Source organism: Mangrovicoccus ximenensis, assembly GCF_003056725.1.
GTDB lineage: Bacteria > Pseudomonadota > Alphaproteobacteria > Rhodobacterales > Rhodobacteraceae > Mangrovicoccus > Mangrovicoccus ximenensis.
In genome coordinates this window covers 1-24,949 of record NZ_QBKZ01000023.1, presented here as the reverse complement: position 1 = coordinate 24,949, position 24,949 = coordinate 1, and the positions used below count along the sequence as shown (strand labels likewise).

Here is a 24,949-nt window from a genome sequence, read left to right as displayed (position 1 = left end):
GGGCGCCGGCCTTACTGCGAGACCGTCATCTGGAATTTCTCGTTCCAGCTGTCGTATTCGGCATTCACCTTGTCCTCGTCATAGGTCCGGGTGTCCTCGGGTTTCGCATATTGCGACGCCAGTTCCGGCAGGACGGAGGCCTTGGTGTTGACCGGCATGTTCTGGTTGCCGGTGGCGATGATCTGCTGGGACTCGGGGCTGGTCGCGAAATCGACGAACTGCGCGGCGAGATCTTCCTTGCCGTTCCGGACAATGGTCATGACGTCATAGGTCATCGGAGCCGGGGCCGGAGAGACCATTTTCACTTCGATGCCCTCGTTGCGCACGGTTTTGGCGCCGGACGGCGGCGACACGAGCACGCTGATCTCGCCATTCGCGAGCGCCTGGCGGGCTTGGGCGTCGGAACTGTACCAGAAGGCGACATTGGGCTCGAGCTGCTTGAGCTTTTCGATGCCCGGATCGACATCGTCGATCGAGCCCCCGGCCAGTTCGGCCGCGACCAGGACGATGCGGCCCTGATAGGTGGCCGGGGTCGGTGCCGCGATGGCGTTCTCGAATTCCGGTTTCCACAGGTCCTCCCAGGAGGTGATGTCGCCGTCGACCATGTCAGGGCGCCATACGATCCCCAGCGGATAGGCATAGGCGCCGACCCAGCCCGCATTGTAGGAGCCGTCGACCATGTCGTCCTTGTAGGTCAGCGCGTCGACCGGGATCGGCGCGAAGAGCTCCGTGTCCTTGACCGCGCGGTTGGCGACCGAGGAAGTGGTGAACCAGACATCGACACCGGGCGCTGCGCGGTTCGCTTGGAGCTTGGCAAGCGACTCGCCGCTGTTGGATTGCGGCATGAGCTGGACCTCGATGCCGGTCTCCTCGGTGAAGTTTGCGGCGATCTGCTCGAAGGCGGTCTGCCAGGTGGTGCCCCAGATCATGATGGTGATGCTCTGGTCCTGGGCAAGGGTGGGCAGGCCGGACAGGCCGAAAGCGGCCGTTGCAGCGAGCAGGGCGCGGCGGGGGAAGGTGACGGGCATGCGCAACTCCGGAGATGGCTGGAATACTGCATACAGAGCACAGACGGCATGCGCACTTGTCAACGAATGCTCTGCCCGAGGCTGCCCAGAGGTAGAAAAATTCAGCAGACATGCAAGTTTTGGTCACTCTTTGACCGGTCCTGCGACGCCGTTACATGATCAGGGACCTGGCACAGCCGGTTCTCCGGACCGGCGGCGGATGCTGCGCGAGCCCCGCAGCGTCCTGTCGCTGTTCTTCCGCCGCAAGAGCAACCTGACGGATAGTGTCCGAGTACGTGGTGTAATTTCGCCGCCGCCAGCGGTGTTACCCCGGGTGGTCACCGAGGTGCAGGATTGAGGTGGATCAGCAGACGGTCCGTGGGAACGTCTGCCCGACGAGCGCCATCCAATTCTGCCTGATGGCCAAGGTGCTCTTCGGTCTGCCGCTCAGGCAAACGACCGGGATGCTGTCCAGCATCCTGAAAATGCCAGGGCTGGATTGGGCAGTTCCCGATGTCTCCACGCTCAGCCGTCGTCAGGGCGAGACGGGACCGTGGCTTTCGCGGCGCCGCGAAAGCCCGATGAATGAGTGGCTGGCAAGGAAGCATGGCACCCACCGCCGCCAGCAACGCAAGGTCCATCTGGCAATGGACACGGCCACTGGCGACATCCGGGCGGTGGAAGTCGCCTCCTGCCGCAACGGCCACAACCCCCTCCTTCCCGAGTTCTCCGGCCAAATCCCGGAGGACGAGGAGATCGGCACCGCAACGGGCGAGTTGCCAGCGGATGCGCCGTCGCCCATCGGGCGCGGACCGCTGGCGACGCCTTCGGCACAATGCGGTGCCATGCGGCGATCCTGGCGCACCGAGGCACGGGGGCTCGGGCATTCCTTCGGACCGGTGGCAGTCATGTGCCCTCCCATCCGGAAAACCGGCCGCCTCTGGAAAGAAGATTGCCCCGCCGCCTTGGCCCGCAACGACATCCTGAGGGCAACCCGGCGCCTCGGCCGGACGATCTGGAAAAGGTGGTCCGGCTATCATGTCCACAGCAGGATCGAGGCCAGCATGCGGAACCTCAAGTCTTTCGGCGAGCGGATCGCCTCAAGAGACCCGAACCGCCGGACAGCCGAAATCCACATCCGGGTCATTTGCGGCTACGCTCGGACCGACGGCGCTTGCCGCTCATTCATGAACCGTTTCAACGCCCCCGGCACCGCCGAGATCGAGCGCGTGGCCTGACCTCAGCTGGGCAAAGGGGGATCACGTCTTGAAGACAACTTCTGCAGCAATGCCCGTGACAACTCCCGTGAGGCTTCTCGGCCAACGGCTGATGTCCCGCGATTTCGTCCGCCAAGTCGCCAAGGTCCAGATCGGTGCAGCCGTTCTTAACCGCTTCGCGGCCTTCGGGATTCGGGCAACCGTGGCAACGGGATAAGTGTCTCCGGGCAAAGGGGACTGCGGTCCTGAGCGGATTTCCGCATCAGCGCCCCCCGGCCCGACCGCGCGGTCGGCCGGTCCGACGGACGGATCAGCGGATCAGGATCGCGCGCAAGTCATTCACGTTCGTCAGCGTCGGCCCGGTGACGATCTGGTCGCCGAGCGCCGCGAAGAAGCCGTGGCCGTCGCAGCGGCGGAGCGCCTCCGCCAGAGGATAGCCCGCCTTTGCCGCGCGGGCGCGCGTGGTTCCGTCCACCATCGCCCCGGCCACCTCGGCGGCTCCGTCGATCCCGTCCGTGTCGCAGCGTTCTCGCGGGAGAAGAGCCAGCCCTTGTCCTCGCTGATCCTGAGCAGCCCCTCTACCGTCACCTCGCCCGCGGGCGCNCGACGGCAGCGTCTCCAGCTCGGTCTCCNGGCGCCATGCCGCGGTTGACCATGACGATGCTGCCATCCGCCTGCTGCAGCGGCGTCAGGATCCAGTAGGCCGGCCCCCAGTCCGAGGGGACGTAGATCNGCGATGTCGGCATCGGGCAGGTATTCGCCCGTCACCGTGATATGGCGGTATTCGTCGCCCTCGCGGGTGATGCCGGGCCAGGCCTCGGGGCCGGGCGCCGGAACCGGAGCGGCATGGACGCGGGCATCCACGCGCTCGATCAGGTCGAGCTTCCAGGAGAGGCGCTTGACCTGCCAGGTGGCCAGGGCGGAAAATCCGCCCAGGCCGATTGCCGCGCAGAGCGACNACCGCCAGGATCCGCCCCCAGCGGCGGGACGGGNCGCGCGGTCNTTGGCTCCTGCGCTCATGGCTGCCTCACTCGTGCGCTGCGCCATGGCCGCCATNGGCCGGCTGCCCCTTCGGGCAGGGCCGGCAGGGCGCCCATGTTGNCCGTCGCTCATCGGCATCATGTTGACGTTCATGTTGTGCATGACCCAGAGCGAGCCTGCCAGCACGATGGCCAGGATGACGATCGCGAAGATGGTGGCCGCGAAGGTCCAGCCCTCTTCGGTCGAGCGCTTGAGGTGCAGGAAGTACACCAGGTGCACGATGATCTGCACCGCGCCCAGCCCCATGATGATCCCGATGNGTGATCTTCGGGTCCCAGCCCGGCTTGATCCAGNACCAGCGCGAAGGGGATGAGCGTCAGGATGCCTGCCAGCGCGAAGCCGGTCATCAGGCTGTTGAAGGTGCCGTGGCCTCCGTGGCCGGCGTCGTGGTGATCGGACATCAGACGAGCCTCACGAGATAGACGAAGGAGAACACCCCGATCCAGATCAGGTCGAGGAAGTGCCAGAACATGCTGAGCGTGCCCAGGCGGCGGGTGTTGGCCTCGCTGAGGCCGCCCTTCCACTTGATCTGCGCGGCGAGGGTGCCGAGCCAGACCAGGCCGAAGGTCACGTGCAGGCCGTGGGTGCCCACCAGCAGGAAGAACGACGACAGGAAGGCCGACCGGTCCGGACCCGCGCCGATATGCACGAGGTGGTTGAACTCGTAGATCTCCATGGCGATGAACAGCACGCCGAAGACGGCGGTGATGCCCAGCCATTTCAGCAGGCCGTCGACATCGCCCTTGTCGGCGCGCAGCATGCCCATGCCGAAGGTGATCGACGAGAACAGCAGGAACGCGGTCTCGACGAAGACGAAGCCCGGCGAGAACAGGTCGGCCGGCGACGGACCGCCGCCATAGCCGTAGCCCAGCACCGCATAGGTCGCGAACAGCGTCCCGAAGATGATGCAGTCGCTCATCAGGTAGATCCAGAACCCGATGGGGGTCGGGCTGGCATGATGGTGCGGGTGGTGGTCCGGGTGGTGTTCGGGGCCTTNCCGGCCCCTTGATTGCCCCGGTGACGGGGCTGTCGATCATGGTCATGCGAGCGCGTCCTTGGCTTCGTTTGCCTCGACATCCTTCGCGGGGATGTAGAAGTCGCGGTCATAGTTGAAGGTGTGGGCGATGCCGATCGCGACACAGGCGACGAAGCTGACGATGGCGAGCCACCAGATGTACCAGATCATCGCGAAGCCGAAGATCGTGGCGAAGGCTGCCAGGATGACGCCGGACGCCGTGCCCTTGGGCATGTGGATNGTCATGGTAGTGACCGGACCACTTGAAGCCGTCCTGCTTCATCTTCCAGAACATGTCGCGGCCGGTGACCTGGACATCCTCGGGGAAGTTGTAGGGCGCAACCGGGGACTGGGTCGCCCAGTCGAGGGTGCGGCCGCCCCACGGATCGGGGCCGCAGGCCAGTTCCTTGCGCTTCAGCACCGACACGAAGCCGCCGATGAAGCCGCAGGCGATGCCGCCCAGGATCAGCACGGCGCCGAAGGCGGCGATGATGAAGTAGAACTGCCAGGCGGTGTCCATGTAGGCGTTCATCCGGCGGGTCACGCCCATCAGGCCGAGCGCGTAGAGCGGCATGAAGGCGAAGTAGAAGCCGACGAACCAGAGCCAGAAGCTGCGGCGCATCCAGGTGTCGTCGAGCTTGAAGCCGAAGGCCTTCGGCCACCAGAAGCAGACCGCGGCATAGACGCCGAAGACCACGCCGCCGATGATCACGTTATGGAAGTGCGCGATCAGGAACAGGGTGTTGTGCAGCTGGAAGTCGACCGGGGGAACGGCCAGCAGGACGCCGGTCATGCCGCCGATGGTGAAGGTGACGATGAAGCCGATGGTCCAGAGCATCGGGGTCTCGAGACGGACCGAGCCCTTGTACATGGTGAAGATCCAGTTGAAGACCTTCACGCCCGTGGGCACCGCGATGATCATCGTGGCGATCCCGAAGAAGGCGTTCACGTTCGCGCCCGAGCCCATCGTGAAGAAGTGGTGCAGCCACACGACGAAGCTGAGCACCATGATGCAGGCGGTCGCCCAGACCATGGTCTTGTAGCCGAAGATCGGCTTGCCGGAGAACACGGCGACGATTTCCGAGAAGACCCCGAAGATCGGCAGGATCAGGATGTAGACTTCCGGGTGGCCCCAGATCCAGATCAGGTTGATGTAGAGCATCGAGTTGCCGCCCAGGTCATTCGTGAAGAAATGGGTGCCCAGGTAGCGGTCGAGGGTCAGCATGGTGAGCGTCGCGGTCAGCACCGGGAAGGCGGCGACGATCAGGAAGTTGGTGCAGAGCGTGGTCCAGGCGAAGATCGGCATGTCGAACAGGCGCATGCCCGGGGCGCGCATCTTCAGGATCGTGGCGACCATGTTGATGCCCGACAATGTCGTGCCGATGCCCGCGATCTGCAGCGACCACAGATAGTAGTCCATCCCCGGCCCTGTCGAGAAGCTCGCCCCCGAGAGCGGCGGGAAGGCCAGCCAGCCCACGCGCGCGAATTCGCCGACGAACAGCGAGATGTTGACCAGCAGCGCGCCTGCAACCGTCATCCAGAAGGAGAAGTTGTTGAGGAACGGGAAGGCCACGTCGCGCGCGCCGATCTGCAGCGGCATGACGTAGTTCATGATGCCGGTGATGAACGCCATCGCGACGAAGAAGATCATGATCACGCCGTGGGCGGTGAAGACCTGGTCGAAATGGTGCGGCGGCAGGTAGCCTTCGGCACCGCCTGCGGCCATGGCCTGCTGGGCGCGCATCATGATCGCGTCGGCAAAGCCGCGGATGAACATGATGAAGCCGAGCGCCATGTACATGATGCCGATCTTCTTGTGGTCGATCGTGGTGACCCAGTCGCGCCAGAACGGGCCCCAGAGGCGGAAGTAGGTCATCAGCACCAGGACGGCGAGGCCGCCGAGCGCGATGGCCGCGAAGGTGCCGATGAGGATCGGCTCGTGCAGGGGGATCCAGTCCCAGTTCAGCCGCCCGAAGAGCGGCGTCCAGGTATCCGGTGGGGAGGTATGGAGGTCAGTTGCCATTGGTTTGTCTTACTCCGCGGTCGTGCGGCACAGCGCGTCCGGATAGGACGTCAGCATGGCCAGGAGGTAGGCGTCGTCGCCGCCGGTCAGGTTCCGCGCGCTCAGGTCCTCGCCGGAGGAGATGAGGTTGCCGAAGCCGTCGATTGCGCGCTGCTCGTCGTATTCGAAGAGCGGTTCCAGCGCGATGCCGTCGAGCCCGCCGCCGCCGGCCTGGTCGATCATCATCATNCTGGTCCATGCAGGCCTTGCCGTCTTCGACGCACATGCCGCGGATCCGGTCGAACAGGCCCTCGTCGACGGATGCATAGTAGTGCACCGGCTCGGCGATGGTCGGCTTTTCCAGCTCCAGGTAGCTTGCGCGGCTCAGCTCCGAGCCTTCGGCCCGCAGCGTCTCGATCCAGGCGTCGAACTCGCCCTGATCGGTGGCGATGGTGTCGAAGGTCATCCAGGAGAAGCCCGGGCCCGAGTAATGCGCGGACCGCCCGGCGAAGGTGCCGGTTTCATCCGCGATCAGGTGGAGCTTGGTCTCCATCCCGGCCATCGAGTAGATCATGCCGCCGAGCGCCGGCACCGAGAAGGTGTTCATCACGGTGGAGGAGGTCAGGCTGAAATTGATCGGACGGCCTTCCGGAATGACGAGCTCGTTGACCGAGGCGACGCCGTATTCCGGGTAGATGAACAGCCATTTCCAGTCGAGCGACACGGCCTGGACCTCGACCGGCATCCGGAGAACGAGACCTGGTACCGCCGCGACATCGGTTCGATCACGGACACGCTGGGCTATGCGCCCGCCGCGCCCTATTTCATCGATGCCGATCTGGTCGATCCCGAGGCCTGGCCGCGCGCCGGGATGACGGTGGTCACGTTCCGCAACTCGCATCTCAGCTACGCGCTGACCTGGGGCGCGCTCGCGCTCATGGTCGTGGGCGGCTACGGCCTGTTCCTGCGCCATGAATTCCGCGGCCGCGACGAGGACTGACGCTCCGGTCCCGATGGATCGGAAAAGCCCCGCCTTCCTGTCCGGAAGGCGGGGCTTTTTTCTTGCCGGCGATGCGCGGGGCCTCAGCGGCCGGGCAGCGAAGGCGCGGGGGCATATTCGCTGCCGTCGAGTTCCGCGGTGTCGAAGGCCTCGAGCCGGGCGAACTGGTCCTCCACGTCCTCGGCGAAGAACTGCGCGACGATGGCGCGCGCGAGCCGCTTGGCGCCGGTGCTGACCGCGGGAATGTCGCCCGAGACCTTTCCCTGGCTCAGCATCGCCGCGTCGTTGAAGCAGTGGATGCGCGCCAGTGCCGGGCAGGCACCGGGGGTTTTCTCGCGGAAGCTGAAATCCGGGTTCAGATAGGGCGAGGCGCCGAGCGATCCGTCCTTCGGCAGGTCCTCCGGGAAATCCGGCCGGTCGGCCCAGCTCAGCACATGCGGCGCAATATCCGCGAGCTCTGCACGGTCGGCGAAATCGTTGCGGAAGCCGGTGGCGGCAATCACGAAATCGGTGGCGAAGCTGCCGCGCGAGGTGTCGAGCCGCAGCCTATCCCCGTCTTCGGCCGCCCCGGCCAGCGCGCAGCCCATGTGGAACTTCGCATTCGGGTGCGACGAGACCCGCCGCACCGAATGGCTCGGCGGCGGCACCTGTTCGCGGGCGCAGTAATCGTGGATCTTCAGCTTCCAGGCATCGGGCACCACGGCCAGGCCCTCGACCGTTCCGGGGCTGCCGATGCCGGTCAGCTTGTTGACCGCCGGGATCGTCTCGCGGCGGATCAGCAGGTCGACCCGCGCTGCGCCTGCCTCGAGCGCGGTGGCGGCATTGTCCATCGCCGAGGCGCCCGCGCCGATCACCGCCACGTCGCGGCCCGCGCCGGCGCTGCTCGGACGGCTGCGCCACGGGCTCTCGGCCCGCGCGCTGCCGCCGGAGCAGCTGTCCAAGGCCTTCGGGATCAGCCGCAGCGAGGCCCGGCTGGCCGCGCAGCTCTGCGACGGGCTGAGCCTGCAGGAGGCGGCAGAGGATCTGGGATGGACCATCGGCACCGCCAGGAGCGCCTCGAAGCAGCTATTCGCCCGGATGGGAGAAAAGAGCCAGACAGGCGTCGTGCGCCGCATCCTTCAAAGCGCCGTCTGGCTCGGCTGAGCAGCCCCGCTCCCGAAGCGGCCCCGCTCCGTTCCCGCGCGATCATGGTAAAGACAGATTCACCATCCCTTTGGGAAACATGGAGAATTCACCGCCGCTTAAGACCTGGGCCCTAGAAGCCGCAGCTGTGGGGGCGCTTGCCGGGCTGATCCGAGGATCAGCTCCGGCCTTGCGCTAAGGAACTTGCGGATGTCCGCACTCGTCATCGAAGCCACGGATCTGGTCGCAGATCCGATCGAAGCCGTCGTATCTTTCTCCAGCACCGAAGAGACTGCCGAACCTGTCGAAGCCGCCGCCGCCGACCTGTCGTCGGGCGATGCCGGAACCGGCATCCTGCCTGCCGCAGACACTGCCGATGCCACCGCAGAGGCGGAGACGGATGCGGACGGCGTGCCGTCCGGAACCGATTTCCAGACGGTCGAAACTACCGCTCCGGCGGAAGGCGGCCCGCAAGCGGAGTCCGGCACGGACGCCGCCCCGCTCGACGCGGCTGCGGAGAGCAGCGATCCCGCATCTGCGGCGGAGGCCGCCGGCGCGCCCGCGACTTTCGAGGTCTCCGATGCCGCCGGGCTGGCCGCCGCTCTGGCCGCCGCGCAGGATGGCGACGTGATCCGCCTGGCCGGCGGCAGCTACGGCGATTTCAGCCTGAAGAACTATGCCGTCTCGGTGACGCTGATGTCCGATCCGGCCGATCCAGCAGTGTTCAGCACTGTGCAGTGTGACAATGTCCGCGGCCTTGCCTTCGACGGCGTCACCTTTGACTACACCTTCGCCGAAGGCGATGCCGAATGGCACCGCCCGTTCCGCTTCGCCAACAGCCAGGACATCACCATCCGCAACTCTCTGGTCGACGGCGACAATGCCCATGGCCGCGGCGACGAGAAGGACGGCTACGGCAATGCCACCGGCCTGCGTTTCCAGTACTGCGAGGACATTCGCATCCTCGACAGCGAGATCCGCGGCTTCCGCGACAATATCCAGCTGAACGCCATCAAGAACATCGTTGTCTCCGGCAACGACATCCATCACATGCGCGAAGATGCCATCGAGTTCGGCACCCTCACCAACGCGCTGTTCGAGAACAACTACCTGCACGACACGGCCGGCTATCCGCTGCCCGAGGGCGCCGCGGCCGGCAGCGGCGACCATCCCGACTTCTTCCAGATCAACGGCGGCGGTGCGCGCAGCCCGTGCACCAACCTGACCTTCCGCGGCAACCTGATGGATCAGGGCAGCGGCACCGACGCACAGGGCATCTTCCTCACCAACAAGGACGATGTCCCCTGGCAGAACATCACCATCGAAGACAACATGTACATCAACGGCCGCGCCAACGGCATCGTGGTGGGGCTGACTGACGGGCTCATCGTGAAGAACAACACGATCGTGCATGCCTTCTGGGACACGGAAAATTCCTTCGTGCCGACGATCCGGCTCGACAGCGGCAGCACCAATGCCGTGGTCACCGGCAACATCGCCGGCTCCTCCGCGATCCTGAACCTTCCGGAAAGCTGGGAAACCGGAAGCAATTTCGTCGTGCAGAGCACCGATCCGCAGAAGCCGGACTATTACACCGAGCATTTCGCCGGGGCCGAAGGCGAGCTGGGCGGGCATCCCGAGAAGTTCCTGCTGAAGGCGGACAGCCCGATCCGCGCCGCCGGAGCAGGCTCCGAGCATGTCACCGGCGAGGTCGAGGCAGAGCAGGCGGAGACCACGGAGACGGCAGATCTCTCCGGGCTGGTCGCGCGCATCCTGATCGAGGCCGCCGACAGCCCTGACCAGTTCGTGTTCGACGCCTCCCTGTCCTCCCTGCCTGAAATCCAGACCGCCAGCTCCGCTTACGCGGGTCCTTTCGCCCGTTTCGACGATGCGACCGGAGACCTGGTCCTGGCCACCGATCACGGCGATGTCGTGGTCGCGGATCTGGAGGCCGGCGCGCTCGACCTGCGCGGCCTAGCGGCACCGCTCGGCATCCTGCGGACCGATCTCCAGCCCCTCCTCGAAGCCGAATCGTTCTGCATCGACATGGTGCTTGGCCTTGCCCCCGGGGCCGCAGGCCCGGTGGCGGGCGAAGTGATGCGTCTCGACCGCGCCTTCCTCGTCAAAGTCACCGAGAAGGGCGATATCGACTTCCGCCTGAAGACCGTCGACGGGATCTGGCACCAGATCAAGACGGCCGGTGCCGGGCTGACCGACGGCAACATGCATGACGTCTCGCTCCGCTACGCTGCCGCCGGCGAGATCCAGGTCGTCGTCGACGGCACGGTCCTCGCCACCGCGGAGATCGGCGCGGCCATGGCACCGGGCGTGTCCGACCGCATGTCCATCGGCGGGCAGTACGGCTCCACGCCCTTCGCCGGCCTGGTGCAGGACATCGCCATGACGCTCGACGCAGACGCGACCCATGCCGGCGGGCTGTTCGGCGCCGCCGACGTTCAGTTGGCAAGCACCGGCGGCAGCTACAGCTTCCTGTGGAGCTTCGGCGATGGCAGCCAGGCCGAAGGCATTGCCGTCGAGCACAGCTTCGATGTGCCGGGCTACCACACGGTCACGCTGACCGTCACCGGCAGCGACGGCAGCATCTCGAGCACCGACTACACGGTCGGCATCCCCGGCACCGGGCTGGTCGGTTTCGACAGCCAGAGCGGGGACTTCTGCCGCCTGCCCTACGGCGAAATGTCGGTGATCGTCGATCTTTCTCCCGGCGCGATCGACCTGCGCGACCTCGATAGCCCTATCCTCATCGACCGCGCCGAGATCCAGCCGATGGTCGGCGCCGAAGAGTTCAGCATCAACATGGTGCTGCGCCTCGACCCCTCCGAGACCGGCGGCATCGGCGGCGAGGTTATGCGGCTCGACCGGGCCTTCCAGGTCAATGTCACCAATGCAGGCGAGCTCGATCTCCGCCTGAAGACGACCGACGGGATCTGGCACCGGCTGATCACCAAGGGAGCAGGTATCGGAGACGGCGACAGCCATGGCGTGTCCGTGCGCTTCGACGCGGACGACGTTCTTCAAATTGTGGTCGACGATGCTGTGCTCGGCGAGACGGCAGTCGCGGGCATGATGGATCCGGGCATCGGCTCGGTCATGGTGATCGGCGGGCAGTACGGCGCCACGGCCTTCGGCGGCCTGCTCGAAGAACTGCGGCTCGATCTGGATGCAGGCAGCACGCTCGATGCCGGGACCTTCGATGCCGTGTCCGGCCTCTTGGCCGCGGAAGGCGGCTGGACCGAGATCGCCTGATCCCCGCCATCTGCGGAAAAGCTGCGGCCGGATCCCGTTCGGTTCCGGCCGCAGCCCCTGCCGGCCCTGCGGGCCCGCAGCCTCAAACGAACCCGCCCCCCCAGATGTAGAGCGTGTAGCCGCTGCCATCTGCCAGGGACAGCGCGCCGCCGCCCATGCCGTCGCTGACGAAGTCCATGGCGCCGGAGGCCACGACCTCCTGCAAGTCCGCCTCGCTGCGGATCTTCGCCGAACTGCCGTTGCCGCCGATCCAGAGGTTGTTGTCGGGATCGGCATCGTTGGTGAACAGCCCGTCAATGTTGGTGACGACGAAGATCTCGTCTCCTTCGCTGAAGTCCAGGTCGAGGATCATGTCATCTTCCGCATTCGAGAGCCGCAGGTCGAAGATGAACCGGTCTGCTCCCTCTCCGCCGAAGAAGGTATCGGCACCGGCCCGCCCGGCCAGGGTGTCGTTGCCGCCGCCCGCATCGATGAGGCTGCCGCCCGACGAAGCCCAGAGCGTCTCTCCCGCGTCAGTGCCGGTCACCATGTCCCCGCCGGCATAGATCGGCGGCGGCGAGACCGGAGCGGGAGCCGGCTCCTCTTCGGCCGAACCGCCGTCTTCGATGGCGGGGCTGTCCTCGACGGGAATGGGCACCTCCAGATCCGCGGGGTCGATCCCGCCGAGCTGCAAGGTGTATCCGCTGCCGCCCGCCAGGGCCAGGACGCCGCCGCCCTGATGGGTCATCGCACCGGATGCCACGATGTCCTGAAGGTCCTCGAGACTGTCTATGATCACCGCACTGCCGTCGAGAAGCACCTCGGGACCGCTTCCGTCCCCGGCTGCCGCCGCGAACAGCCCGGACGTGCCGGTCGTCAGGTGGATCTCGTCGCCTTCGCCGACATCGAGGTCCAGGATCAGGTCGTTGCCCTGCTCCTCCGTGCCGCGCAGGTCGAAATGGAACTGGTCCGCCCCGTCCCCTCCAATCATGATGTCGTCCCCGGCGCCGCCATGCAGGATGTCGTCGCCCGCGCCGCCTTCGAGCAGGCTGCCCTGGGGAGCGGCCGAAATCACGTCGTCTCCGGCGGTTCCGGTGACGACGGCCATCCCGTTTGCCTCAGCCCAGAGCGACAGCGGAAGCACGTCTTCGGCGCCAAGGAGCTTCCAGTAGCTTTCGTCGGTCGGAACGCTCGACAGGATGGTGTTGCCGTTCAGGACAATATTGCCCTCCACCAGAACGGCATCGGAGGAATTGTAGACGCCGTAGCCGTCGACTACCGTATTGTTCTCCACGACAAGGTTCGTGCTGTCCGGCGCCCGGATCGCGGGCTGGCGTATCGAAAGATCGGAATAGGTATTCGGCAAAAGCACGTTGTTCGCGATCACGGCCCCGTCGACATCGCCCAGGCTGATGCCATGGGTTTGCCCGTTGATGATCAGGTTGTCGGTAACGGTGAAATTCGAGGCCGTCACGCCATCGGGACCGGATTTGAGATGGCCGAAGATGGTCTGGGTCGTGCTGCCGGGAGCAGCAATGAAGGTATTCCCGGAGATGGTGATGTCATGCACCCCCAGCACGGAATTCGCCCCCCAGTACTGGATCATGTCCGAATGATCGTGGATCCTGGTATCGTAGGTCTCGTCATCCATGCTGAGCCAGGGGTTGAAATCCCGGAACAAGCTGTCGGAAATGGCCAGGCGCTGGGTTTCGTAGAAATTGATCCCTTCACGGACTTCCTCGATGGTCAGCCCGGTCAGATCGACATCCGTGCTTTCGCCGACATAGACGGCAAGGCGCAGGTCCCGGAACGTGGCATCCTCGAGCGAAACATTCTCCGAATTGTGGACCCTCAGGCCCTGCTGATGGCCGTATCCGGCAATGGCATCGCTGCGCGTCGTGTCCGCGGCATCGGGGTCGGCCCCCTCCTCCTCGGTCGGAATGTGGCCCACGAAAGAAAGGTCCGACATCGTGACGTTCTTGTTGCTGTGCAGGAACAGAAGCGGAGATGAGCCGGAGGTGCCTTCAATGCTGTCGGATTGGAAAGCGATATTCTCCAGGACAAGATTTTCTGCCCGGACGAATGTCACCGGCTCGGTGAAGACCGCAGGATCCTCGGAGTCCAGAGACCTCACGACAACATCATATTCGTATGATATGTCCTTTATGAAAACGGAACCGTATTCGCCCGGAGCCAGAAGAATGGTGTCTCCACCGGTTGCGTCCCGAAGGGCCTGCGTGAATTCGGACGCCGTATTTACAACAATATCACTCATTACCGGAGCACCTTTCGAACAAGACAACACGCTTGGAAACTCCTGCAGCAGGCAGAAACTTCCCGAGACCGATCACGTCTCCCCCCCCCCTGAAGGACAGGGGCAAAAGTGGCATTTTCCATGCCTTACTTGCTGACCATAGCCACTTCTTTTTGCTTGGAAACGCGACAACGTGTTCTCAGCTGCAAGAACTGTTTCCAAAAGAAATGGGCGCGATCCATTTTCTTCATGAAAAATAATAGTTTAAGTAAACAAACAAACGCAATGACGGCCGAAAATTTCGGATAGAAGCACAATGAAGCATTTCGCAATGTCATTTATGGCCTTGACCATGGCCTGTGTTCTTGGCTTTCTGGTTTGGATCGGCATGGCGAATCCGAATACCCCAAGAGACAGAGAAATTGCCTATATTCCCCTGTCAGGTCCATCTTTTCGCATAGTGGCATTCGGCTCCAGCCTGACTCATTCGAATCCCTGGCCGAAGGCCCTGTCCAGATCTCTTTCCGAGTGTTTCGGGCAGCCAGTCGAGGTTTTGCGCATCGCCCAGAGCGGAGCAGACAGCAGCTGGGGACTGGACTCCGTGGATCAGGTCATAGCGGCCGGTCCCGATCTGGTCCTGATGGAATTCGCCATCAATGATGCGGATTTTCTCGACGGAGCATCCCTGCGCCGCAGCCGCAGCCAGCACGCGATGCTGATCGACCGGCTGGGCGCGGCCGTGGCTCCGGGACATGTGGTGCTGATGACGATGAATCCGGTCGGCGGGCTGCATCGGGCCCTGCGGGCATTGCTGCCGCGCTATTATGCGCTGCAGGTGGAGCTGGCAGACCGGCACGGCACCGCCCTGGCCGATCTCTACGCCGACTGGCTGGCGCTTCCGCCCGCACAGCGGCGCTTTCCCGACGGCCTGCATCCGACGGCGGAGGACACCGCCCGCGTGGTGGTCCCGGGACTGGTCCGCCGGATCGCGCAGGCTGCGGACCGCACGTGTCCGCCGCCTGCCTGAGGCACGCTACTGGGCTGCGCCGCCCTCGTACCATGTGAACGCGTTGGGGCCCGATTTCGCTGCGGCAAGCGCCGTCGCAGCGTCGCCTGCAATGGTCTTGTAGGGCGCGGCAGCCGGGTCGGAACCGTCAGCCGTGTAGGCATCCCAGATGGTGATGCTCTCCACCGTCGCATTGAGCATGTTCGCGCCGTTGTTCAAGCCTAGCAGGCGCGGCGCGTAGTTCCCCGAGAAAGATCCGGGCGTACCGGAAGCCTGCGCCAGCACCTCGGTCCCATCGACATAGAGCCCGAACGCTCCCGTGGCTGGATCGGCCGTGATGACGAATTCCCGCATCACGCCCTCATAGGGCAGCGGCGAGGTGACATCGCCGGAAAGCCCTGCAGGGCCGAAGGAATAACGCAGCCGGGTGCCGCTCAGGAGCGACAGCTTCAGTTCGCCCGATCCGACGGGCAACCGCAGCAGGGCTTCCTCTGCCGCGCTGGCAGGGTTGGCCGTCAAGCGGAACTTCGCCGTGATCGGCGTGACGACTCCCCAATTTGCGCTGCCGTAGATCGCCGTATTTCCCGCAACGTCGAATTGCGGAGCGGCTGCAAGGGTCGATGCAATGTCGTTCTGCTCCGGCATCGGCCGCAGCGGAATACCCTCGACGCCTTCCGCCATTCCCGTGACAATCGGGAGGTTCATCCAGATACGGTCGAACAGGTCGGCCTCGATCACGTCGGCATCGGCCAGCCCCGGCACGGTATGGATGCCCGACGCGGCGCCGCGGCCGAAATCGATCCGGGTGTTTCCGCCGAAACTTCCGGAATTCGGATAGACCCGGACCCGCCCTCCGGCAATGGAAACGTTTTGTGCCCCGGCACCGTCGATCTCGAAGCCTGCCACTTCCGCGCGGTGCGGCAGGAGGGCGCCGCCGATGGCGGTTTCGCTGGCAGATGCCGTTCCGGCCAAGGTCTCCGGAATCGCGGGCAGCGCGCGCGCCAGACGCGTCGTGGTGATTGCAGGCGTGTTGCCCTCCGCATCCTCGAACCAGAACTCGGCATAGGCTCCCGAGGGCTCCCAGAAGGCGCGGTTGAACCGCGGCACGTCGCGCTCCTGCGCGGCGGCAGGACCGATACCGAAACCATAGAGCGCCGCAAGGGCGGTATACTGGGCGCGGCGCGGAGAGCCATCGGCCGAATAGCGCGAGGGATGCGCGACATCGACCCAGGAATCCGCTGCGCCGCGGTCAACGGTGCGGGAAGAGCCGATGGCCTGGAAACCGCTCTCATATGAGATGATCTCCGGCCCGACGAAACCGAGCATGTTCGGCAGGCCGTCATCCACGAAATTGCGGATCGACAGCCGCGTGTCCTGCTTGGTTGCAGTCGTTTCCATAAGTTCAAAACGATGGGGGCCATAGAAATACGCCATGGTCCTGGCCGGATCGAGCGTGCCGCGGCCCTGCCCCGTCAGATCGTAGAACAGATGGTCGTAGGGTCTGCCGTTCAGCGGATCGGTACCCAGGACATAATCAGCGCCGCCCTGTTCCGGGGCATAGCGCCCGGTGAAGAGCGGATAGAGCCTCTGGCGGTATCCGTCATTAGTGGTCGCCGGCGCTGCCGTCCATGTGGACATCAGCAGGCCCGGCTCAGCCCCGTAGCTGCGCAGCACGTCGATGCCGCCCTCGAAGGAGCCATCCCAGGTCCGGTCGGACAGCTCGGTCGCGCTAGCCGCCGGATCGTCGCTGGCGAGGTTCCAGTAGCTGGTGCCGGAGACGGTGGCATCGATCAGCAGGAACCGTTCGCCCGGCGCATTTTCCGAAAGGAAATTCGACATGTAGCCCAGAGCGGTATGATACATCGTGCTGTCCGTTACCGCGAGCATGCTGTTTGAGGCATAGTCCGATCCCGGATAGTCTCCGCCGGAGCGATAGGTGATCACATGCAGCGCATCAGGGTCGGCAATCGCGGGACGCATTCCCTGCAGTTCGGACGTATCCGTGGAGGGCGACAGCATGTAAGATTCTTCGGACTGGCCGATCAGCACCATGATGTTCCCGACGATGATATCGTCCGCGCCCTGCGCCGCGCCCGCCGGAGAGCCCGCCACCCGGACCTCGGCCCTGAGCCGGTGCGGGCTGCGCCGGGCCCCGGAATAGGTGCCGCTCCAGGTCCCGCCCGAAGCGCTGCCGACGGCAGCGAGATGAAGGGCCGTGCGTTCTTCAGGTTGCAGCCGATCCGCACGAGGTCCTCGTAGCGCACTTCCCGGTGTCGGCGCGCGGCAAGGATGCGGTCGACCGAGCGCGGCCCGAAGCCCGGCACGCGCAGGAGCATTTCGCGCGGGGCGCGGTTGACCGCCACCGGGAACTGCCCGCGATGGGCCAGCGCCCAGGCGAGCTTCGGGTCGATCTCCAGATCGAGCATGCCGGCCGGCGGGGCGATCTCCGCCGCCTCGAAACCATAGAACCGCATCATCCAGTCGGCCTGGTAGAGCCGGTGTTCGCGCATCAGCGGCGGCCGGATCAGCGGCAGCGCCTTCGAGGCGTCCGGGATCGGCGAGAAGGCCGAGTAATAGACCCGCCCCAGCCGGTAGGCGGAATAGAGCGTCGCCGACTGGCCGAGGATCTGGCTGTCCGTCGCCTCGTCCGCGCCGACGATCATCTGGGTGGACTGTCCTGCCGGAGCGAAGCGCCGGGGCCGCTTGCCGCCATGGCTGGTCTCGCGCGCGGCGTCCCGGCGCATCCGGACATCGGCCATGGCGCGGCGGATGGTCTGCGGGGACTTCTCGGGGGCGAGGCTCTCCAGCGCCCGTTCGGTCGGCAGCTCCACGTTGATCGACAGCCGGTCGGCCCAGAGGCCTGCCTCCTCGATCAGCTCGGGGGCGGCGTCCGGAATGGTCTTGAGGTGGATGTAGCCGCGGAAATTCTCGCGCTCGCGCAGGGTCTTCGCGATCCGCACCATGTCCGCCATCGTATCGTCGGGGCTGCGGATGATGCCCGAAGACAGGAACAGCCCCTCGATGTAGTTGCGGCGGTAGAACTCGATGGTCAGCTTGACCACCTCGTCGACGGTGAACCGCGCCCGCTCCACCCGGCTGGAGGCCCGGTTCACGCAATAGGCGCAGTCATAGATGCAGAAATTGGTCATCAGGACCTTCAGCAGGCTGATGCAGCGCCCGTCCGGCGCATAGGCATGGCAGATGCCCGACCCGCCCGAGGATCCCAGCCCCTTGCCGTCCTTCGAGGACCGCCGCTCGCCGCCCGAGGACGCGCAGGACGCGTCGTATTTCGCCGCATCGGCGAGGATCGCCAGTTTTTCGGAAAGGCTGCGCTGGACCATATGTTCTTCATATGTTCCACGCGTCGGCGGTGCAAGCCCCCGGACAGGCCGGGGGGCGCCGGGATCAGAGCCCGTATTGCTCGCGCGCGATGTCGCCGAGGCCCACTGCATCCAGTGCCGCCAGCGGCGCGAGGAAGGTCACCTGGATCACGCCCGGCGCGCGGCCGATCTCGATCGCGCCGTTGACCGTCGCGCGGTTCCTGACCTCCGCCACGGTCATGCCGAGCAGCGTCGCCGCCCGCTCCAGCCCGTTCTCGATCGCCGCGTTCATGTTCGCCGCGGTACCGATGACGGAAACGGGCGCGGTTTCGACGATCTCCTCCACGCCGTACTGCGCGGCCAGCCGCGCCGCCTTGGCCTTCTCTTCCGCGCTGAACGGGCGGGCCAGCGGCGGCAGGTCCTCAAGCAGCGGGAACAGCACCGGCCCGTCGATCGGGTAGCCCTTCTTCAGCTCGACCTGCAGGGTGACGCTGCCCGCCACGTCCATCGTGTGCCCGGCGATCTCGCCGTCGCCCTGGGCTGCATGCATGTCTCCCATGTAGATGCCCGCGCCCGGCACTTTGACCGGCGCGACCAGAACCGCGCCGGGGCGCACCGCGTCGATGTCGAGATGGCCGTCGGTCTTGTGCTCGGCCAGCTCCTCGGGGGTCATTGCGTAGTCATGCGGCGCCTCGACGAGGAAGGCGCCGAAATCGCCGGCATTGTGGCTGTCGGGCATGGCCTTCGACGGGCAAGTGCCGAGCTGGCCGAGGAAGGGCCGCATCCGCACGATCATGCCGGGCATGTCCGACGGCGCGTAGGTCAGGATCGAATGCTGGCGCGAGGCATCGGGCAGCGCGGCATAGGCGGGCGCGTCCTTCGCGATCTGCTCGGCGGCGGCGGCGGGCAGGGTGAGGCCCACGGCGCGGGTCTGGTCGAAGCCGACCGTGTAGCCATGCACGATCTGGAACGGGGTCACGGCATTGCCGCAGGTGTCGCATTTCACGGCCTGCTGGCCGATCCCCTCGACATGGGTCTCGGGCCAGACTTCGTCGCAGGTCGGGCAGCGGGCCGCGACATAGGGATCGCCGAGGCAGAAGCCCTCGGGAGAGCTGTCATGGCCCGAGGCCGTCGCCATCGAGGTGACGTAGACGTCGCGGATGCGGATCACCACCGCGTCGCCGGGCTCGGCGCCTTCAACCGCGACCGGGCGGGTGACCTCATGGCCGCCCCGCAAGCTGGGCGTGATCATCGGTCCCCAGCAGCCGGGCGCGGTATTGGCGATGATCGTGCCGCCGCTGGCCACCGGGCCGAGCATCGGCTGGGCGGGATCGAGCACGCTGTTGGTGAATCCGTCGACGATGACGCTGCGCTGCGCTGCCTTTGCCGGGCTGCTTCCATCGGGCATCTGGACCTCCATCTTTCTGCCGGGGACTGGCGGCATGCCGCGCGCCGGCCGCGGGCAGGGCAAGGTCCAGGTCCGCTGCGCCCGTTCAAGATCGGGTGAGGCGGTCCGCAATGCCTGCCGGACAGGCAGGATGCCGAACGGGCGGGCGGCCACCGGCTCCGCTTCCGGTGTCCGGCCCCGCAGCGGTCCCGGTCGGCGGCCCCGTCCGCCGCCAGCGTCGCCAGCAGGTCGATCCCGGCATGGCGGGCGAAGGCCTCGGCCACGGAGATCCGCTCATAGGGCAGGAAGGGATCGCATGTCGCATCGCCCGCGCGCAGAATCCGCGCCCCCGCCGCCTCGCAGGCCAGCCGCGCCATCGCCGCGGTGTCTTCCATCAGCACCGCGTAGTCCTCGCCCGTGCGGTACCATTCCAGCATGGTGAATTCCGGGCTGTGCCGGGGCCCGCGCTCGCGGTTCCTCCAGACATGGGCGAAGGCGGCGATGCGCGGCTCCCCCGCGGCCAGCAGCTTCTTCATCGCGAATTCCGGCGAGGTATGCAGGTACATCGCCCGCGGGCGGCCGTCATTGCCGATGGCCGAGGTCTCGAAAGCATGCAGATGCGCCTCGTTTCCCGGGCTCGCCGCCAGAGCGCAGGGATCGACTTCGACGAAATCTTCCGCCGCCAGATAGCCGCGGATCGCTGCCTGCGCCCGGTTGCGGGCCATCAGCACGGGTCGGCGGTCGGCATGGCGCGCGGGGGTCCACCAGGGCGTGTCGGTCATATCGGTGCAGCTCCTCTCTGGATTCCCCCGCGAGATCGGGGTATCTGCGGGCCGATCCGCGCTTAGGGCGCCTAGCGACCATCCACAAGGACCTACCGATGAAAGTCATCGCCTCCTCTCTCCGCAAGGGCAACGTCGTCGAAAAGGATGGCCAGCTCTACGTCGTTCTCAAGGCCGAGAACTTCCACCCCGGCAAGGGCACGCCGACCACCTCGGTCGACATGCGCCGCATTTCCGACGGTGTGAAGACGACCGAGCGCTGGAAGACGACCGAGCAGGTCGAGAAGGCCAATGTCGACGAGCGGGAATACGATTTCCTCTATGACGACGGCGAAGGCTACCACTTCATGAACCCGGAATCCTACGAGCAGGTCACCGCCGCTGCCGATGTGGTCGGCGATGCCGCCGCCTTCCTCGAGCCGGGCATGCGCGTCTTCCTGCAGACCTTCGAGGAGAACCCGATCTCCATCGAGCTGCCGCAGCGCGTCACGGTCGAGATCACCGAGACCGAGCCGGTCGTGAAGGGCCAGACCGCATCCTCGAGCTACAAGCCCGCGATGACCAATGTCGGCGTGCGCATCATGGTCCCGCCGCATATCGGCGTCGGCACCAAGGTGGTGATCAAGACCGAAGACAACTCCTATGTCGAGCGCTTCAAGGGCTGACAGGCTGCGGGCCGCGCCGGAGCTGCTCCGGCCGGCCTGGTCCGGGACGCAGCGTCCCGCAGCCGCCGCCGCTCCGTGAAAACGGCCCGCCTCCGCTGCAGTCATCAGCTGATTTGTCCAACAACGCCATTCAGAACTGTAGTCGCCAACTTCATTCGTAAGTTAAACTTTCCAGCTGCAGAAAAAAAGACCGGCTGCTTTGGGGCTCTCAGCTGCCCTGGGGCAGCGCGGAATCCTCGCCGCGGCACCGACAGTTCACCGGGCGCCACCATGCCGACCCGGGAGGCGAAAGCTGCCGGTTGCGCCGGTCACCTCGTGCGCCTCATTCCAGCCCTTTCCGGCCACTCGCGAGGGTGCCGGGCACGAGAGGCCCGGTGCGACCGGCAAGAGGAAGCGGACTTGCGGCGCCGCGGCGGAGACCAGTCGGCGATCGGGCGGAAGCGGCCGCTCGCCGGGTTTTTCGTGCGAACGGCGCCGACCTGGCCAGGCCACCGAAGTCCGGCCGCTCGTCCATGCCGCCCCTACTGGCGAAGAGCGCAGTTTCCGGCCGGTGGCAGAAAGGCGCTGGCAAGCCAAGCGTCGCGCCGCCGCTCCCCAGTCCGGACATTCAAAATCCAGCGCCGCCGCACTGCGGCTTCCCCTGGAGCAGCCGCTCAGCCCGGCTCGCAGCATTCTACGCCTGTTGGCCGACGGAGGAGCGCACAAAACGGCCACTCGGCACGCCATGGCCAACTGGATGGATCGGCCCGAAGCCGACTTTCGTGCCAAGCGCAGCAGATGACCGGTCTAAGCCCAAAGCCACCGGAGACACGCCGCACAGCACGGTGACATGTACGAGAACCAAGAGCGAACTTCGGTAGTTCGCTGCGTTAAACGAAACCGGCCAAGATATTTAGACAAAGGCAACTTTTAATGGTGCCCCGTCCAGCCCGAGGCGTTCACGCGGCCACCAAATTTGGCTGATGCAGTGGGGCACCAACCTCGTTGTCCGGCAGTCCTTCATCGCTATGTGAGGTCAACAAACTCTCAGGCCGCGTCAACGACTACGCTGTTGGCACGGTTCCGCCATCGATCACGTACTCTGTGCCCGTGATTGTGCCGGCACGATCTGAAGCGATGAAGGCGATCAGATTGGCGATCTCTTCCGGCTTCGACGGCCGCCCGATCGGTACACCGCCGAGCGAGTCCATGATCATCTGCTTGCCCTGCGCAACATCCACCCCATGCTCCGCGGCAAGCCGCTTTGCCAAGTCCACGGCGGATTCCGTTTCGATCCAGCCCGGAGAAACCCGCGCCACGCGCACGCCTTTGGGAGAAACCTGCTTCGACAGGCTCTTGCTGTAGGTCGAGAGCGCCGCCTTCGCCGCGGCATAGGCCGTGGTCGCCTCGGGCAAGGGCAACTGGCTCTGGATCGAGGTGACATGGATCACCACGCCCGAGCCCTGCTCTTCCATGCCGGGCAGCAGCGCTCGGTCGAGCCGCACTGCGGGCATCAGGTTCAGGTCGATCTCCTTGCGCCACTCTCCATCGTCCAGCGCCCGGTAGCCGCCGGCCGGGGCGGAGGAACCGCCCAGCATGTGAACCACCACGTCCACGCCGCCCAGCCTTTCGCGCACCGCCTCGACCACGTGAGCGCACCCCTCTGCGCGCGTCAGGTCGGCCGCCACGAACTGCGCCTCCGGCATTTCCGGCGGCCTCGTCCGGGCCGTCGTAAGCACCCGTGCGCCCAGTTCCTCGAAGAGCCGCACTGTGGCGGCTCCGGCACCGCGTGTGCCGGACGTGATGAGTGCGCGCTTGCCTTCAAAAGTCACGAAGGGAGTCATGGAACGATCTCCAGCTCGGAGATCATCCCGTCCTTCAGAACAAAGAAATAGCGCAGGTCAACGGGGCTGCCGGGGAAGTTGCCTACGAGATGGCTTGTGATGACGGTCCGCCCGTCCTCCTCCGCCAGCGCGAAGGGCTCGACGGTGTAGGTGTACTTGGTCGAGGCGTTTGCCATCCACTGCCGGATCGCGTTGCGCCCGGTATAGGTATTGCCCTCGTCGACCACGACAGCATCGGGCGTGAAAAGCTCCGATAGTGCCTGGGCGTTGCCTTTCTTGTCGGCCTTGAAATAGGCCTCGATGGCCCGGGGGAGGTTCAAGCTCATGAATTTTCTCCTGTTCTTCTGATTTCCGTTTCCGATTGCCCCAAATCTAGAGCATTGACGCCATACGGATAACCGGGACAGATTGAGACGCGGAATTGCGCTTTTCGGGATAATGGCGATGTACAAGCTGACGGATTTCGACGCGGTGCTGGCGATCAGCCGGCGGGGGTCGTTCAGGGCCGCCGCGCTCGATGTGGGCATGTCAACCAGCGCGCTCAGCAATGCGATTGCCAAGCTGGAGGAGCAGCTCGGCGTACGGCTCTTCAACCGCACCACCCGCAGCGTCTCGCTCACCGAGGCCGGGCGGCGCTTTGTCGACCAGGTCAGCCCCGCCTTGCGCGACATCCACCAGGCGCTCGACACGGTGCGCTCGCAGCAGGAAACTCCCTCGGGCGCGCTGCGGATCAACACCTTCGCCACTGCCGGGCGCGAGTTCCTCGCCCCCCTGGTGCTGGAGTTCCTGCGGCGGTTTCCGGACGTGACTGTAGATGTGGTGACCGAGGGCAACCTGGTGGACATCGTGGCCGACGGTTTCGACTTCGGGGTGCGCAGCCAGCCGCTGGTGCCGACCGACATGATCGCCATCCCGATCGGCCCGCCGCGCCGCTACGCGGTGGTGGCGGCACCCGCCTACCTTGAAAACCGCGAGCTGCCCCGGGTGCCGTCCGACCTGCTTGCGCACAATTGCGTCCGCACCCGGCTGCCGAACGGGGGCATGTTCCGCTGGCAATTCGCGGCTGACGGCGAACCGGTGCATGTGGACGTGGACGGGCCGATCACGCTGGACGAGGCAAGCCTCGCGCGGATCGCCGTGCTGGAGGCGGTGGGGATTGGCTATTTCATGGAATCGGATGTTCAGGCGGATATTGACGCGGGGCGGCTGGTGCGGATGCTGGAGAGATGGACGCCGCCGCTCGCGCCGCTCTGCCTCTACTACCCCAGCCGCCGCAACCCGCCTGCGGCCTCAAGGTCTTCGTGGACCTTGCGCGCGAACTGGCGCGATCGGCCCGGGGGCGCTGACGCACCGTCCGGACCGACCTGTTACAGGGCAACAGCCATCAGGCGAGGCTCAGCCGCACCTGCGCGCCTTCGCGGGTGAGGTGCGAATAGGGACAGGTCGCATGGGCGGCCTCCAGCAGTTTCGCGGCGCTCTCGCCGTCCAGCCCGGGCAGGCTGGCGGCGAGCGCGATGTCGAGCGCGAAGCCCGCCCCGTCCTCGCGCGGACCGATGCCCACGGTGACGGTCACGCTGGTCTCGTCGGAGAGCTTCTGCTTTTGCCGACCGGCGATGAACTTCAGGGCGCTGAGGAAGCAGGCCGCGTAGCCGCTGGCGAAGAGTTGCTCGGGGTTGGTCCCCTCCCCGCCTGTCCCGCCGAGGGCCTTGGGGGTGGAGAGCGAGAGGATCATGGCCCGGTCTTCGATGGAGGCGGTGCCGTCGCGGCCGTTGCCGCTGGCGGTGGCGTGGGTCGTGTAGAGGATGGTCATGGGGTTCTCCTGGGTGTGATCTGTGGCGCGGGCTCAGGCCCGGGCCGGGAAGGTTGAGGAGGGACGGTCCCTCCGAGGATCGGCGCCGCCGGGGTGCGTAGCGACCGGAAGCGCGGAGCCTCCGGTTGCTGGCTTGGCTCAGTTGGCGGGCACCACGGCCTCGCGGGCGGCCTCGTCGATGGTCTCGGCCACCACGGTGGGCTGGGTCATGAAGACCGCGTGGCTGGCCGACACCTCGGTGACCTTGGCCCC

At 65.7% G+C, this 24,949-nt stretch carries 21 protein-coding genes and 4 pseudogenes; 8 read left to right on the top strand and 17 right to left on the bottom strand.

All coding sequences use genetic code 11. From position 1 onward, the window contains the following. Positions 1–11 precede the first annotated feature (11 nt). The gene (locus C7T91_RS25450; protein ID WP_108262392.1) at positions 12–1,028 is read right to left on the bottom strand and encodes an extracellular solute-binding protein; all 1,017 of its coding nucleotides are present in this window, start codon (positions 1,026–1,028) and stop codon (positions 12–14) included. A gap of 374 nt (positions 1,029–1,402) precedes the next feature. Here C7T91_RS25450 and C7T91_RS25445 point away from each other — a divergent pair. Both C7T91_RS25445 and C7T91_RS25440 read left to right on the top strand, forming a co-directional pair. Beyond that, positions 1,403–2,245: pseudogene (locus tag C7T91_RS25445) on the top strand (transposase); the annotation flags it as partial. 67 nt (positions 2,246–2,312) lie between these two features. Beyond that, positions 2,313–2,441: pseudogene (locus C7T91_RS25440) on the top strand (IS5/IS1182 family transposase); the annotation flags it as partial. A gap of 93 nt (positions 2,442–2,534) precedes the next feature. On the opposite strand, the gene C7T91_RS25435 reads toward C7T91_RS25440, so the two are convergent. The 7 genes and pseudogenes from C7T91_RS25435 to C7T91_RS37010 form a co-directional block, all read right to left on the bottom strand. Next, positions 2,535–2,771, bottom strand: coding sequence for an MOFRL family protein (locus C7T91_RS25435; protein WP_330848895.1), 237 nt, complete (start codon positions 2,769–2,771; stop codon positions 2,535–2,537). Positions 2,772–2,808: 37 nt separating this feature from the next. Continuing rightward, positions 2,809–2,970, bottom strand: a complete 162-nt coding sequence (locus C7T91_RS38730) for an SURF1 family cytochrome oxidase biogenesis protein (protein ID WP_330848892.1) — start codon at positions 2,968–2,970, stop codon at positions 2,809–2,811. 478 nt (positions 2,971–3,448) lie between these two features. Further along, positions 3,449–3,511, bottom strand: a pseudogene (locus C7T91_RS37020) (cytochrome o ubiquinol oxidase subunit IV); the annotation flags it as partial. A gap of 154 nt (positions 3,512–3,665) precedes the next feature. After that, on the bottom strand, positions 3,666–4,205 hold the full coding sequence (gene cyoC, locus C7T91_RS25420) for a cytochrome o ubiquinol oxidase subunit III (RefSeq protein WP_108262388.1): 540 nt from the start codon (positions 4,203–4,205) through the stop codon (positions 3,666–3,668). Between the two features lie 163 nt (positions 4,206–4,368). Continuing rightward, a complete protein-coding gene (locus C7T91_RS25415) occupies positions 4,369–6,057 on the bottom strand; it encodes a cbb3-type cytochrome c oxidase subunit I (RefSeq protein WP_456237865.1) in 1,689 nt (562 codons plus the stop codon). 255 nt (positions 6,058–6,312) lie between these two features. Further along, on the bottom strand, positions 6,313–6,528 hold the full coding sequence (locus C7T91_RS37015; RefSeq protein WP_236638513.1) for a hypothetical protein: 216 nt from the start codon (positions 6,526–6,528) through the stop codon (positions 6,313–6,315). 85 nt (positions 6,529–6,613) lie between these two features. Then, positions 6,614–6,889: pseudogene (locus tag C7T91_RS37010) on the bottom strand (COX aromatic rich motif-containing protein); the annotation flags it as partial. On the opposite strand from C7T91_RS37010, the gene C7T91_RS37005 reads away from it, so the two are divergent. Beyond that, the gene (locus C7T91_RS37005; RefSeq protein WP_236638507.1) at positions 6,773–7,282 is read left to right on the top strand and encodes an SURF1 family cytochrome oxidase biogenesis protein; all 510 of its coding nucleotides are present in this window, start codon (positions 6,773–6,775) and stop codon (positions 7,280–7,282) included. The pseudogene C7T91_RS37010 and the gene C7T91_RS37005 overlap by 117 nt on opposite strands. An 83-nt stretch (positions 7,283–7,365) precedes the next feature. Here the strand turns inward: C7T91_RS37005 and C7T91_RS25405 are convergent, their stop codons facing one another. After that, on the bottom strand, positions 7,366–8,142 hold the full coding sequence (locus C7T91_RS25405) for a Rossmann-fold NAD(P)-binding domain-containing protein (RefSeq protein ID WP_145963022.1): 777 nt from the start codon (positions 8,140–8,142) through the stop codon (positions 7,366–7,368). On the opposite strand from C7T91_RS25405, the gene C7T91_RS31880 reads away from it, so the two are divergent. Both C7T91_RS31880 and C7T91_RS25400 read left to right on the top strand, forming a co-directional pair. Further along, entirely contained in the window at positions 8,105–8,425 is a 321-nt protein-coding gene (locus tag C7T91_RS31880; RefSeq protein ID WP_145963021.1) for a helix-turn-helix transcriptional regulator, read from the top strand. The two genes, C7T91_RS25405 and C7T91_RS31880, sit on opposite strands and share 38 nt — an antisense overlap. Positions 8,426–8,614: 189 nt before the next feature. Next, positions 8,615–11,671, top strand: coding sequence for a PKD domain-containing protein (locus C7T91_RS25400; RefSeq protein ID WP_108262384.1), 3,057 nt, complete (start codon positions 8,615–8,617; stop codon positions 11,669–11,671). A gap of 82 nt (positions 11,672–11,753) precedes the next feature. Here C7T91_RS25400 and C7T91_RS25395 read toward each other — a convergent pair whose 3' ends face one another. Then, on the bottom strand, positions 11,754–13,619 hold the full coding sequence (locus C7T91_RS25395) for a NosD domain-containing protein (protein ID WP_161556105.1): 1,866 nt from the start codon (positions 13,617–13,619) through the stop codon (positions 11,754–11,756). A 601-nt stretch (positions 13,620–14,220) separates the two neighbouring features. Here C7T91_RS25395 and C7T91_RS25390 point away from each other — a divergent pair. Further along, the gene (locus C7T91_RS25390; RefSeq protein ID WP_108262380.1) at positions 14,221–14,931 is read left to right on the top strand and encodes an SGNH/GDSL hydrolase family protein; all 711 of its coding nucleotides are present in this window, start codon (positions 14,221–14,223) and stop codon (positions 14,929–14,931) included. A gap of 6 nt (positions 14,932–14,937) precedes the next feature. Here the strand turns inward: C7T91_RS25390 and C7T91_RS25385 are convergent, their stop codons facing one another. The 4 genes from C7T91_RS25385 to C7T91_RS37000 all read right to left on the bottom strand — a co-directional run bounded on the left by C7T91_RS25385 (position 14,938) and on the right by C7T91_RS37000 (position 20,399). Then, positions 14,938–17,022, bottom strand: coding sequence for a hypothetical protein (locus C7T91_RS25385; protein ID WP_108262378.1), 2,085 nt, complete (start codon positions 17,020–17,022; stop codon positions 14,938–14,940). Continuing rightward, positions 16,953–18,251: a putative DNA modification/repair radical SAM protein gene (locus C7T91_RS25380; protein WP_108262376.1), complete on the bottom strand. Its 1,299-nt coding sequence runs from the start codon at positions 18,249–18,251 to the stop codon at positions 16,953–16,955. Before C7T91_RS25380 ends, C7T91_RS25385 begins: the two co-directional genes overlap by 70 nt. A gap of 64 nt (positions 18,252–18,315) precedes the next feature. Further along, positions 18,316–19,548, bottom strand: a complete 1,233-nt coding sequence (locus C7T91_RS25375) for an acetamidase/formamidase family protein (RefSeq protein WP_236638512.1) — start codon at positions 19,546–19,548, stop codon at positions 18,316–18,318. Beyond that, the gene (locus tag C7T91_RS37000) at positions 19,479–20,399 is read right to left on the bottom strand and encodes an amino acid--tRNA ligase-related protein (RefSeq protein WP_236638506.1); all 921 of its coding nucleotides are present in this window, start codon (positions 20,397–20,399) and stop codon (positions 19,479–19,481) included. The genes C7T91_RS25375 and C7T91_RS37000 overlap by 70 nt, the downstream gene beginning before the upstream one ends. A 98-nt stretch (positions 20,400–20,497) precedes the next feature. Here C7T91_RS37000 and efp point away from each other — a divergent pair, with 98 nt between their 5' ends. Continuing rightward, positions 20,498–21,064, top strand: a complete 567-nt coding sequence (efp, locus tag C7T91_RS25365; protein ID WP_108262372.1) for an elongation factor P — start codon at positions 20,498–20,500, stop codon at positions 21,062–21,064. A gap of 1,043 nt (positions 21,065–22,107) precedes the next feature. Here the strand turns inward: efp and C7T91_RS25360 are convergent. Together C7T91_RS25360 and C7T91_RS25355 are read right to left on the bottom strand one after the other, a co-directional pair. After that, positions 22,108–22,887, bottom strand: a complete 780-nt coding sequence (locus C7T91_RS25360) for an SDR family oxidoreductase (protein WP_108262370.1) — start codon at positions 22,885–22,887, stop codon at positions 22,108–22,110. Further along, on the bottom strand, positions 22,884–23,213 hold the full coding sequence (locus C7T91_RS25355) for a nuclear transport factor 2 family protein (RefSeq protein WP_108262368.1): 330 nt from the start codon (positions 23,211–23,213) through the stop codon (positions 22,884–22,886). The genes C7T91_RS25360 and C7T91_RS25355 overlap by 4 nt, the downstream gene beginning before the upstream one ends. Before the next feature lie 118 nt (positions 23,214–23,331). Between C7T91_RS25355 and C7T91_RS25350 the strand changes: the two genes are divergently transcribed. Further along, positions 23,332–24,312 (top strand): LysR family transcriptional regulator, encoded by a 981-nt coding sequence (locus C7T91_RS25350; protein WP_201742259.1) that lies wholly within the window; start codon positions 23,332–23,334, stop codon positions 24,310–24,312. Here the strand turns inward: C7T91_RS25350 and C7T91_RS25345 are convergent. Further along, positions 24,272–24,697: an organic hydroperoxide resistance protein gene (locus tag C7T91_RS25345; protein ID WP_108262363.1), complete on the bottom strand. Its 426-nt coding sequence runs from the start codon at positions 24,695–24,697 to the stop codon at positions 24,272–24,274. The genes C7T91_RS25350 and C7T91_RS25345 overlap by 41 nt on opposite strands. Positions 24,698–24,949 lie beyond the last annotated feature (252 nt).